This window comes from Roseiarcus sp., assembly GCF_052145395.1.
Taxonomy (GTDB): domain Bacteria; phylum Pseudomonadota; class Alphaproteobacteria; order Rhizobiales; family Beijerinckiaceae; genus Roseiarcus.
This window is the reverse complement of record NZ_JBKQOT010000811.1, coordinates 1-10,853: the sequence shown is the minus strand read 5'-3', so window position 1 is coordinate 10,853 and position 10,853 is coordinate 1. Positions and strand designations below refer to the sequence as shown.

General features: G+C 65.3%; 10 protein-coding genes. 7 read left to right on the top strand and 3 right to left on the bottom strand.

Features of this window, described 5'->3' with window-relative positions:
* Positions 1-394: 394 nt before the first annotated feature.
* The 3 genes from ACLP25_RS27970 (at position 395) to ACLP25_RS27960 (ending at position 2,465) form a co-directional block, all read left to right on the top strand.
* Positions 395-1,459, top strand: coding sequence for an ABC transporter ATP-binding protein (locus ACLP25_RS27970; protein WP_442472365.1), 1,065 nt, complete (start codon positions 395-397; stop codon positions 1,457-1,459).
* 305 nt (positions 1,460-1,764) lie between these two features.
* Complete coding sequence (locus tag ACLP25_RS27965) at positions 1,765-1,953, top strand: hypothetical protein (protein WP_442472364.1); 189 nt, start codon at positions 1,765-1,767, stop codon at positions 1,951-1,953.
* Positions 1,954-2,093: 140 nt separating this feature from the next.
* Complete coding sequence (locus ACLP25_RS27960; protein ID WP_442472363.1) at positions 2,094-2,465, top strand: hypothetical protein; 372 nt, start codon at positions 2,094-2,096, stop codon at positions 2,463-2,465.
* A 287-nt stretch (positions 2,466-2,752) separates the two neighbouring features.
* On the opposite strand, the gene ACLP25_RS27955 is transcribed toward ACLP25_RS27960, so the two are convergent.
* Genes ACLP25_RS27955 through ACLP25_RS27945 form a run of 3 tightly spaced genes read right to left on the bottom strand, consistent with a single transcriptional unit; the run spans position 2,753 to position 5,288 of the window.
* Positions 2,753-3,205: a DNA polymerase III subunit chi gene (locus tag ACLP25_RS27955; RefSeq protein ID WP_442472362.1), complete on the bottom strand. Its 453-nt coding sequence runs from the start codon at positions 3,203-3,205 to the stop codon at positions 2,753-2,755.
* 15 nt (positions 3,206-3,220) lie between these two features.
* Positions 3,221-3,757, bottom strand: a complete 537-nt coding sequence (locus tag ACLP25_RS27950; RefSeq protein WP_442472361.1) for a hypothetical protein — start codon at positions 3,755-3,757, stop codon at positions 3,221-3,223.
* Positions 3,758-3,788: 31 nt separating this feature from the next.
* Positions 3,789-5,288: a leucyl aminopeptidase gene (locus ACLP25_RS27945; RefSeq protein ID WP_442472360.1), complete on the bottom strand. Its 1,500-nt coding sequence runs from the start codon at positions 5,286-5,288 to the stop codon at positions 3,789-3,791.
* A 239-nt stretch (positions 5,289-5,527) separates the two neighbouring features.
* Between ACLP25_RS27945 and lptF the strand changes: the two genes are divergently transcribed.
* The 4 genes from lptF to ACLP25_RS27925 form a co-directional block, all read left to right on the top strand.
* Positions 5,528-6,646 carry an LPS export ABC transporter permease LptF gene (lptF, locus tag ACLP25_RS27940; RefSeq protein WP_442472359.1) on the top strand — a complete coding sequence of 373 codons (1,119 nt, stop codon included), beginning with the start codon at positions 5,528-5,530 and terminating at the stop codon, positions 6,644-6,646.
* Complete coding sequence (gene lptG, locus ACLP25_RS27935) at positions 6,643-7,722, top strand: LPS export ABC transporter permease LptG (protein WP_442472358.1); 1,080 nt, start codon at positions 6,643-6,645, stop codon at positions 7,720-7,722. Before lptF ends, lptG begins: the two co-directional genes overlap by 4 nt.
* Positions 7,723-7,832: 110 nt before the next feature.
* Positions 7,833-10,310: an LPS-assembly protein LptD gene (locus tag ACLP25_RS27930; protein ID WP_442472357.1), complete on the top strand. Its 2,478-nt coding sequence runs from the start codon at positions 7,833-7,835 to the stop codon at positions 10,308-10,310.
* Between the two features lie 27 nt (positions 10,311-10,337).
* Positions 10,338-10,853, top strand: a 516-nt coding sequence (locus ACLP25_RS27925; RefSeq protein ID WP_442472356.1) for a 4-hydroxythreonine-4-phosphate dehydrogenase PdxA, incomplete at its 3' end; no start/stop codon positions are given.

Below are 10,853 nucleotides of genomic sequence, written 5' to 3'. Positions count from 1 at the left end.
CAGCAGCGCCAGCAATTCAGCGCGCTGGCGAGGCGAAAGAAACCCGCCGCGAATCATGCCTCCAGCCGAATCCGAAAACCCTTCCGACGCAAGCCCCTTTTCGCCCCCTCAATGAGTCCGGGTATAGCCGAGATAAACCAGCCTCGCAGAAAGCGCGCGTTTTCACTGACTACCTCGAGCAAGCGATTACACAATCCCGGATTTCCTCTCTCGACCCACAGGCCGGAATCGCGCGATTGCGATGCACCCTTCGCATCGCCGCGGACGGCCGCGATTGGCGCTTTGCTTCGGTGCCGGCGCCGACCAGGAAAGCGCGCTTCGGTCGGTTCCGGCGCTCCCCCGCCGTGCTAAACGGGGGCGGCAAATGCCACACTGTTGCCGCTAAAGGCCGCCGATGTCGTTCCTCGCGCTCGAGCGCGTTCGCAAATCCTTCGGCGGTCCGGCCGTGGTCGAGGACTTCAGCCTCGCCGTCGAGCGCGGCGAGCTCATCGCCTTCTTAGGCCCCAGCGGCTGCGGCAAGACCACGGTCTTGCGCATGATCGCCGGGTTCGAGACGCCGTCGGCGGGCCTGATCCGCATCGGCGGGCGCGACGTCACGCATCTCTCCGCCAACCGGCGCGCGATCGGCATGGTGTTTCAGGCCTATGCGCTGTTCCCCAACATGACCGTCGAGCGCAACATCGGCTTCGGCCTCAAGGTCGCCGGGAAACCCAAGGCCGAGATCGCCGCCCGGGTCACAGAAATGCTGGCGCTGATCAAGCTGCCCGACCTCGCGCGCCGCTATCCGCACCAGTTGTCGGGCGGCCAGCAGCAGCGCGTGTCGCTCGCACGCGCGCTCGCGCCCAATCCGCAGATCCTGCTGCTCGACGAGCCGCTCTCGGCGCTCGACGCGCGCATCCGCGTGAGCCTTCGGGAAGAAATCCGCGCCCTGCAGCGCAAGGTCGGCGTCACCACGATCTTCGTCACCCACGACCAGGAGGAGGCGCTCTCGATCTCCGACCGCGTCGTGGTGATGAACGACGGGGCGATCGAGCAGGTCGGAACCCCCTCCGACATCTACAACCGCCCCAAAACCCGGTTCGTCGCCTCGTTCGTCGGCACGCTCAACACGCTCGAGGGGATTATCGCCGACCCTGCCGAAGGCGCCATCCGCGTCGGGGACGCGATTCTGTTCGCGTCCGCCCCGATCGAGGACGCCAAGGCCGGCGAGGCGCGCACGCTGGCGCTTCGGCCCGAGGCGCTGAGGTTCGGCCGGACGGGCGACGGCGCAAACGCTCTCGCCGTCGTGGTCGAGGACATGAGCTTCCTCGGCGCCGTGGCGCGCCTAAGAGTCCGGCTCGACGGCAAACCCCTGCTGGTCGACGTTTTCAACGCCGCAGGCCTCGCCCTGCCGCAGCCGGGCGAGACGGTCGAGATCGCCTTCCGCCGCGAGGATTTGATTGTGTTGGACGAGGCTTGAGGTATCGGTTGCGGTTTTTGCGCGGTGCCGCCCCCGCCACCGCGCGCGGCGCACCCCCTCCACCGCGCGTCGCGCGGTCCCCCTCCCCCATTCCGATTTCGCTTCATGGGGGAGGAGAGGCGTCGGCGCCTTTTTCCTCCCCCGCGCGTCAGCGCGGGGGAGGGGGACTATGCGAAGCATGGTGGAGGGGGGGCGCTCTTTGGCAGTCGCCAGCCAAATCACCGAGAACTCTGGACTCGTTGAAAACGCGGGATTTTTGGGCAAAACTGCAAGCGGCAGGAATGGCGGCATAGGAGGCGCGCCCCATGGAACACCAGCAACTTTTCCACGCCAGAAGCGGCGATATCCTGATCGAGGGTGAAACGGCCGTTCTGGCGTTTTTGACGGCGCTCGACGGTCAGCCAAACGTGTCTGTTGCGATGAACCTCGACGTCTTGGAACGGCTGCTGTCGCGGATAGAGCGCGCGCTGGCCGCTCGGTCTGAATCCCCGTAAGGAGTGAGGAATTGCTCGGTAAAAGGCTTCCGATGCGGATTCTGGCTGGGTCCGCGTTGTTCCTCGCTTGCCGAGCAGAGGCGTCTGCGAACGTCCCTTGCGGCGTTTTCGGCGGCCCTCAAGGTTGTCCCAATCCGATCGTGCAAGGTGAGGTCGATCGCCAATGGGTTGGGCTCACCTATCATTTCGACGGGACAAATGGCGGCCCGGACAGCCTTGCGGTCGTGACGGTCGGATTTGGCGGGAACGGAGCGCTGACGACCGCGCTCGACCCGATCAAGCCCGAAGGGCGCGATGGGGACAGGATGTTCGCTGAATTCGTGAACGGGAAGTTGTGGGTCAGGAACGCCGTCTACCTGCCGGGCGAGGCGCATTGCTGCTATTCGCATATCGTCGTGCGGCAGTTTGGTTTTCACGACAAGCGGCTGCAGGTTGAGGAAACCGCCTCCATGCCGACGGCTGCGACGCAGGCAGAGATCGGCGAAGCGCTCGCCCGCGGTCCCCACCCGTGAGCGCCTCGCGCGCCCGCTGCAAGGTCTTCGGAAAAACCGCAGTCCGTGCTAGAGTTCACGAAGTCGGAGCGGTGCTGGAACCGAAGGCGCAAGCATGAGAAAGATTATTACGAAACTGTTTTTTTGGCGGACCAAAGCCCGGGCCCGAAACTTTTCGCCAAAGGCCGCCGCAAATCCTTGAAATCGCTCAATTCACGGGTGAATAAGGGGCTCGTTTCGGGGTCCGAAAGCGGGTCGAACGCATGCCGAATGCGGCCCGAACGCCTGCCGGACGGCGCCGAACGCACTCAGCGCGCCTTCTCCCAAGCCCCGTCCTCGCCCTCGCGCCAGTAGCTGAGGGCAAAACCTTGTTCTTTGAGGCGCTTCCATTCGCGCCGCGCCTCGCCAATCGCGTCCTCGTTGCGGCCGTCGAACAGCCGGATCGCGAGGTCGAAGGCGGCGTCGTCCGCGCCCGTCTCGGCGCCCGCCAGAATCACCAGCGCGGTCGCCCGGTTGGGGTTTTCGACCTTGTCCGTGAGGAAAACCGGCTGGGTCATGGGATCGCCGTCCCCGGCCGCGCCGTGGGGCAGAAAGCTCGCGTCGTCAAAGGTCCACAGACGGTCGTTGAGCGCCTCGACGACCTCGGCCGACGGCGCCCGCACAACGATCCGCCTGCCCTCCGCGACCATGCGCGCCAGAAGCTCGGGCAAGGCCTGGTCGGCCCGACGGCGCTCGAGATGATGGAAGCGGAACTCGCCCATCGGCGCCCCGGGGCCCTATTCGCCCGCCGGACCGACGATCACGAAGGTGCGGTCGGAATCGGTCGCCATCAGGCCGAGCGAGACGTTGCCCGGCTCGTGCTCCTCGGTCTTGCCGGCGACGTAGACGTCCCCGCGCTCCCGGGAGGCGTTGAGGAACTCGTGCGCGTCCGCGCTCATGCCCTTGAGCACGCCGCGGCTTTTCGACGCATCCCAGCCGAGCGCGGCCTTCAGCGCGACGGACTGGAAGCGTTCGAAATTGGTCGACGTGCGCGCGTTGGATGGTTCGCTGACGCGCGCCTCGAACCGGACGAATTCGTCGCCGCGGCAGCTGAGCGTGGCGTCGACGTCCACCTTGGTCGTCACGTCGTAGACATTGGCGTCCGACCGGGTCCGGGAGACGACGATCGCGCGCGAGAACTCGACGCCCATGTCGCTCGCGCCCATCCTGAGGGCCTGGGTGAAGGCGTCGCAGCTCGCGATCGCCCACGCCGGTTCCGCTCCCGCGCTCCATCCGAGGAACGCGAGCGCCACAACCGTCACATGAAGCCGCATCCTGATCTCCCAGCCCCTCGTCCCGGCGATCCTAGTCCTCGTAGGAGTCGGCGATAAGACGATTCAATAGCCTGACGCCCCAGCCCGAACCCCACGACGGATTGATGTCCGAGGATGGCGAACCCATGGCGACGCCGGCCACGTCGATATGCGCCCACGGCGTATCCTTAACAAACCGTTGCAGGAACTGGGCCGCGGTGATCGACCCGCCGTGCCGGCCGCCGGTGTTCTTCATGTCGGCAAACTTGGAGTCGATCAGCTTGTCGTAGGCTTGCGCGAGCGGCATGCGCCAGACCTTCTCCCCCGTCGCCTCGCCCGCGGCGGCGAGGTGTTGCGCCAGTTCGTCGTTGTTGGAGAAGAGCCCGGCGTACTCGTGCCCGAGCGCGACCATGATCGCGCCGGTCAGAGTGGCGAGGTCGATCATCAGACGCGGCTTGAAGGTCTCCTGCGCGTACCAGAGCGCGTCGGAGAGCACCAGCCGCCCCTCGGCGTCGGTGTTAATGATCTCGATCGTCTGCCCGGACATACTGGCGATGATGTCGCCCGGGCGGATGGCGTCGCCGTCGGGCATGTTCTCGACGAGGCCGATGACCCCGATGACGTTGGCCTTGGCCTTGCGGCTCGCGAGCGCATGGAGAAGGCCGACCACGCAGGCCGCGCCGCCCATGTCGCCCTTCATGTCCTCCATGCCCGCTGCCGGCTTGATCGAGATGCCGCCCGAATCGAAGCACACGCCCTTGCCGATCACGACCACCGGCTTGCCGCGCTTGGCGCGCGCGCCGCTCCAGCGCATCGTGACGAGCCGGCTGTCGCGGGCCGAGCCGCGCCCCACGCTGACGAGCGCGTTCATGCCGAGCCTGGCCATCTCCTTTTCGTCGAGGACGGCGACTTCGACCCCCAGCTTTTCCAGCGCCTTGGCGCGGTCCGCGAACTCCGCCGGAAACAGTACATTCGGCGGCTCGTTCACCAGGTTGCGGGCGAGTTCCACGCCCTCGGCGACAGCAAAGCGTTCGTGCGAGGCGGCGCGCGCCGCCGCGGCGTGGCTCGAGCAGACGACGAACTCCGGCGGGGCGCCGTTCTCCTCGTCGTTCTCCTTCTTGCGCGTCTTGTACTTGTCGAACTTGTAGCCGCGCATCCTCAAGCCCAGGGCGAAATCGGCCGCCGCGGCGCCGTCCCACTGTCCCGCCGGCCCCTCGAAGGCGACGTCGACCTTCTGCGCGCCGGCCGCCTTGCCGAAGACGAACCCGCCAAGCATGACAAAATCCAGCGGAGCGTTGTCCTTGCCGGGAGCGACGCCGACGACGATGAGGCGCGACGCCTCGACGCCCGCCGGCGCGAGGATATCGAGGGCGGTGCGCTGGGCGCCCTTGAAATTCGCGGCCTTTGCGGCGGCGCGGATGAGCGGCTCGAGATCGCCGGTCTGAGCGGCGACCGCAGCGGCGAGCTTCATGTCGGCGCCGACGAAAACGACCAGCGCGCTGCCTTTAGGCGCTGTGAGCGAACCAAAGGAAATCTTGACGGCAGCGCTCATGCTCGAGGCGTTCCCATGTCCGGATGCGAATCGCTCCTTGCCGCGCGCAAGGAGCCCGAAGTTCGGAGATATCGGCCGTTTGCCGCGGCCGTCAATAAGATGCCGCGATTGACCGCCATGGAACGGGCGGGCTTCTGCCGGCGCCGGCATTGGGCGCGCCTTGCATCGGCGGCCTGACCGGAATAGGCGCTTCTGGCAAGCGACGAGGCGCGTGGCCCGCGCGCAACGAAGCGGCGGCAATGAGTCGAATTGAACGCTACGTCCTGAGAACCGCAGCGACCGCCTTCATCACCGGGCTCGTCGTGCTGACCGGCGTGATCTGGATCACGCAGGCCCTGCGCCAGATCGATCTCTTGACCAGCAAGGGACAGACGATTCTCATCTTTCTGATGATGACCGGGCTCGCGTTGCCGTCGCTGATCGCCGTCATCGCCCCAGTCGCACTGTTCGCCGGCATTCTCTACACGCTGAACAAGCTCAACGGCGACAGCGAGCTCGTCGTGATGGCGGCCGCCGGCGTCTCGCCGGCCCGCCTTCTGCGCCCGATGACGGCGCTGTCGGCCGCCGTGTTCGTCGCCGTCGCCGCGATCTACGTGCAGCTCCTGCCCTGGAGTTTCGGGGCGATCGAGAACCTCACGACGTTCGTTCGCGCCGACTTCATCTCGAATTTCGCCCGTCCCGGCGCGTTCAACGACCTGACGTTTGGCTTCGTCTTTCATTATCGCGAGCGCACGCCGGACGGCGCGTTGCGCGGCGTCTTCATGCAGGACCGGCGCGACCCGGACCATGTCTCCACCTACATCGCGGAAGCCGGAAAGACGATCGAAAAGAACGGCGCAAGCTACCTGCAGCTGAGCAAGGGCGTCCTCCTCCGCCCGCAGGCGGCCGGCGATTCAGCGATGGTGACGTTCGACGACTACACGATCGACCTTTCCCAGTTCTCTCAGGCGATCGCATCGGTGAAGCGTCCGCGGGAGCGGAGCACTGCCGAATTGATGGCGCCGAGTCCAGATGACCGCGCCGACCCTGCGATTGCGGGACACATCCGCAGCGAGCTGCTCGACCGTCTCGCAAGCCCGCTGTACGCGCTGGTCGCCGGGTTCCTCGCCTTCGCCGCGTTGGGCGAGGCCCGGACGACGCGGCAGGGCAGAGGGCTCGCCATCGGCGGCGCCATTCTCGCCTTTGTCGCCATTCGCGGGCTCGGCATCGCGGCGACCACCCTGACCGTCGGCGTCCCGTTTGCCGCGGTCTTCGTCTGGGCGATACCGATCGCCGCCAGCCTTGGCGCGCTGGCCATGATCTTCCGCCGGCGGCTGTTCCCGGCGTCGTTCCGCCGCGCCGCAGCGAGCCCGGCATGATCGGCCGGACGCTGTCGCTCTATCTCGCCAGCCGATTTGCGCGGACGGTCCTGGCGGCCTTCGGTTTCGTCTTCGCGCTGATCTACGCCGTCGATCTGGTGGAGATGCTGCGCCGATCGGGCGACGCGCCCAAGGCGACCGCGACGCTGATGGCGGCCCTCTCCTTCCTGCGGACGCCGACGGTCGCGGAGCAGGCGCTTCCGTTCGCCGTGCTATTCGGATCGATGATCGCGTTTCTCAACCTGTCCCGCAAACTCGAATTGGTGGTGGCGCGCGCGGCGGGCGTCTCGGTCTGGCAGATTCTCGCGCCGCCGATCGCTGTCATCGTGCTGATCGGCGTCGTGTCGGTCGTCGCCTACAATCCCGCTTCGGCATGGATGAAGCAGAGAAGCGACCAGATCGAAAACAGCGTCTTCGGCGGACGATCAAATCCCTGGGGCGATCTTTGGCTTCGGCAGAAGAGCGTCGACGGTCAGGCGATCGTCCATGCGCGCGGCAAGGAGGAGGACGGGACCCGGCTCAAGGACATCGAGGTGTTCAACTTCGACGACCGGGGCAATTTCGTCGAGCGGGTCGACGCCGCTTCCGCCGATCTGCACGACGGTTACTGGGCGCTGCACGACGCCAAGGTGGTCACCCCGGGTTTCGAGACTTTACCCGTTTCGACCTACCTGCTCGCGAGCAGCTTGAACCGGTCGGAGGTCGCCCAAGCGTTCGTGGCGCCGGAGACCGTGTCGTTCTGGAGCCTCCCTGGGCTTGCCAACCAGACGGCCAAGGCCGGTCTCGACCCAACGGCGTATCAGTTGAAATTTCAAGAGCTTCTGGCCCGTCCGGTTCTGCTGGCGGCCATGGTTCTCGTGGCCGCTTGCTTTTCGTTAAGATTCTTCCGAATGGGCGGCGTCGAGATCATGGTTTCCGGTGGCGTGGCCGCCGGCTTCGTGCTTTATGTCGCGACGAAAGTGATCAACGATCTCGGCGAGGCCGGCTTCATGAGCGCGGTCGCGGCGGGGTGGTCGCCGGGGCTCGTTGGGTGCTTGTTTGGCGTGTATGTTTTGCTGCACCAAGAGGACGGTTGATGGGTAGCGCCGTCAGCTCCTCCCCTAAGCGAACTCAGCGACGGCTCTCCTGGGCTCGACACGTCGCTTTGGTCGCTGTAGCGTTTGCGTTTGCGGTTCTGGCGCTCTCGATGGCGGAGACCGCTGACGCTGCGCAGGCCGCGCCTCCGGCGGCGGCCGCCGCGACCAAGCCCCCCGACAAGCTTGTTATCGACGCCGACGAGCTGATTTACGATAAGGACAAGGATACCGTGACCGCGTCGGGTTCGGTCCAGTTATTCTACCAGGGCCGCGTCCTCCAGGCCGACCGCGTCGTGTACAACCGGGCCACGAAACGCGTCTATGCCGAAGGTCACGCCAAGATGACCGACGAGCACGGGGACATCGTCTATGGGAACCGTTTCGAGCTCAGCGAGAACTTTCGCGACGGTTTCATCGACAGCGTCCAAGCGCTGACCTCCGATAAGACGCGCTTCACCTCGCCGCGGGGCGAGCGCATGAATGGCGATGTGACCGTCCTCGAGAGGGCCACATATACAGCCTGCGAGCCCTGTAAAGATCATCCCGAGCGGCCGCCGTTCTGGCAGGTCCGCGCGACGAAGATCATCGAGAACCAGGAGACCCATACGGTCTACTACGAAGGCGCCCAGATGCTCGTCTGGGGCGTGCCCGTCTTTTACATGCCGTACTTCTCCTCGCCGGACTCGACGGTGAACAAGCAGACCGGGTTGCTCGCGCCGCAGATTGTTTCGGGAGGATACCTGGGATACGGGATGAGCTTCCCATATTTCATCAATCTCGCGCCGAACTACGATCTGACGCTGATTCCGACGTACCTGTCCAAGCAGGGGTTCCTCGGGGAGGTCGACTGGCGCCAGCGGCTGGCCAACGGCCAGTACAGCATCAAGTTGACGGGCATCGACGAACAGCAGCCCAACGTCTTCCCCGCCTACCCTTACGGCGCCGGCGACCAGCGGTTGCGCGGGTCCGTCGAAACGAAGGGCAACTTTTTCCTCAATCAGGACTGGCAGTTCGGCTGGAACGGCACCTGGCTGTCGGACAAATTTTTTGCCAACGACTACAAGCTGCAGGGCATCGACTTTTCCAACTACTATTTCCAGGACATCGTCTCGTCGATCTATCTGCGCGGAGAGGCCGACCACAGCTACTTCGACCTCAGCGCGTACCACTTCGAGGGTACGACGTCGAACGACGACAACCGGACGCTTCCGCAGGCCGTCCCGGTGTTCGACTACAACCGCGTTTTCGCGGTCCCGGCCGATCGAACCTATGGGCTTGGCGGCGAGGCGACGATCGACGTCAACATCGCGAACATCACTCAGACCAACGCGGCGTTTCAATCGACCGGTTTGCAGACTTTCGACAACGCCTACCATCTCTATAACGTCTGCGAGACTGCGGTCGGCGACAAATACGTGAACACGTACTATCCTGGCGCCTGCATGCTGCGCAGCATCGCGGGCGACTACACCCGCGCATCGGGTCAGGCGTCGTGGCAGCGCAGCTACATCGACGGGATCGGGGAAGTCTGGAAGCCGTTCGTGTTTGCGCGCCTGGACGGCGAGGCGACGGAACTCAACGAAAACGGCTCGATCACTTACGCGAGCGGGCTGGGAACGAGCACGGTGGCCAATTCCAGTCAGGCGGCGTTCTTCTCCGGCGGCGACCAGGGCGCGTTCGCGCGCGGAATGGCCGGGTTGGGGCTCGAATGGCAATATCCCTTCGCGCTGACGAACGCGTGGGGCTCCCAGACGATCACGCCGATCGCGCAATTCATCGCCCGTCCGAGCGAGGTTATTCCCCGGATCCAGCCGAACGAGGACGCTCAGAGCCTCGTGTTCGACGACACGAACCTGTTCGCCTGGAACAAGTTCTCGGGCTACGATCGCATCGAGGGCGGCACGCGGCTCAATTACGGCCTGCAGTACACGGCCAATTTCGCCAACGGCGGGCACGCCAACGTCGTGGCCGGCGAATCGATCCAGGTCGCAGGGCAGAATTCGTACACGCTCTTCGACATGGCCAACACCGGCATGGACTCCGGCCTCGACAAGAAGTTCTCCAACTTCGTCGCCGGCGAGATGATCCAGCCGACCTCAGCGCCAATTTCGCTCCTGAGCAAGCAGCAGTTCGACAGCGCGACGTTCCAGCTCGACCGGTTCGACGCCATCGCCAAAGCGACGATCGGCGGCGTGACAGGCAGCCTCGACTACGCGCTCTATGCCGCGCAGCCGGCCTTGGGATGGGAGTATCCTCGCGAGGGCCTGACGGGCAACGCGTCCTACAAGTTCCTGGACCGATGGTCGATCGACGGATCGCTCGTGCTCGACATGTCGCGCCATTATTACGACATCCCCGGCCAGGAGACGCCGGTCCTCTATCCCATAGGCTATTCGTTCGGGCTCGGTTACAAGGACGAGTGCACCACCCTGACCCTCCGCTATTCCGCAAGCGTCAGCGCGCCAGCCGCTTTCGCAGAATACGCCGGCGGTCCGCTCACCTACCTTCCGGCGACGCGCAATCAAACTTTCATGTTCCAGCTCGTTCTGCGCACGCTTGGCGATATCCGGGCGAATGTCGGCCTGTAACGGGATAGGACCGGCCGGAGCTTTGTCATGATGGTCGAAAGCCCGCCGCTCGCGATGACGATGGGCGATCCGGCGGGGATCGGGCCCGAACTGGCGCTCGCCGCCTGGCGCCTGCGCGCGGCCGGCGATCCGCCTTTTTTTGTTCTTGCCGCCCCGGCTCATCTCGCCGAAGTCGCCCGACGGATCCGCTCGCCAACCCCGATCGTCGAGACGGACTTTGAGCGCGCGGCCTCCGTGATCGACCGGGGTCTCCCTGTTGTTCCGCTAAACAATGCGGTCGCGGCCGAGCCCGGACGCCCGAATGCCGCCAACGCCGCCGCAACGATCGAATCGATCGAGCGGGCGGTCCTGGCGGTGCGCGCCGGAACGGCGCGCGCAGTGGTCACCAACCCGATCGCCAAGACGACGCTCTACGAGTCGGGTTTTCGCTTTCCGGGCCACACCGAATATCTTGGCGAGCTCGCCGGCGCCTGGGGCGGCCGCCATTTCCCGGTCATGATGATCTGGTCGGAGGCCTTGGCGGTCGTGCCGGTCACCATCCAT

Bases quoted from the DNA above. Each gene is read 5' to 3' on its own strand.
- lptF (WP_442472359.1), top strand. From the start codon at position 5,528: ATGAGTCGAATTGAACGCTACGTCCTGAGAACCGCAGCGACCGCCTTC.
- ACLP25_RS27970 (WP_442472365.1), top strand. From the start codon at position 395: ATGTCGTTCCTCGCGCTCGAGCGCGTTCGCAAATCCTTCGGCGGTCCG.
- ACLP25_RS27955 (WP_442472362.1), bottom strand. From the start codon at position 3,205: ATGGGCGAGTTCCGCTTCCATCATCTCGAGCGCCGTCGGGCCGACCAG.
- ACLP25_RS27965 (WP_442472364.1), top strand. From the start codon at position 1,765: ATGGAACACCAGCAACTTTTCCACGCCAGAAGCGGCGATATCCTGATC.
- ACLP25_RS27930 (WP_442472357.1), top strand. From the start codon at position 7,833: ATGGCGGAGACCGCTGACGCTGCGCAGGCCGCGCCTCCGGCGGCGGCC.
- ACLP25_RS27950 (WP_442472361.1), bottom strand. From the start codon at position 3,757: ATGCGGCTTCATGTGACGGTTGTGGCGCTCGCGTTCCTCGGATGGAGC.
- lptG (WP_442472358.1), top strand. From the start codon at position 6,643: ATGATCGGCCGGACGCTGTCGCTCTATCTCGCCAGCCGATTTGCGCGG.
- ACLP25_RS27945 (WP_442472360.1), bottom strand. From the start codon at position 5,288: ATGAGCGCTGCCGTCAAGATTTCCTTTGGTTCGCTCACAGCGCCTAAA.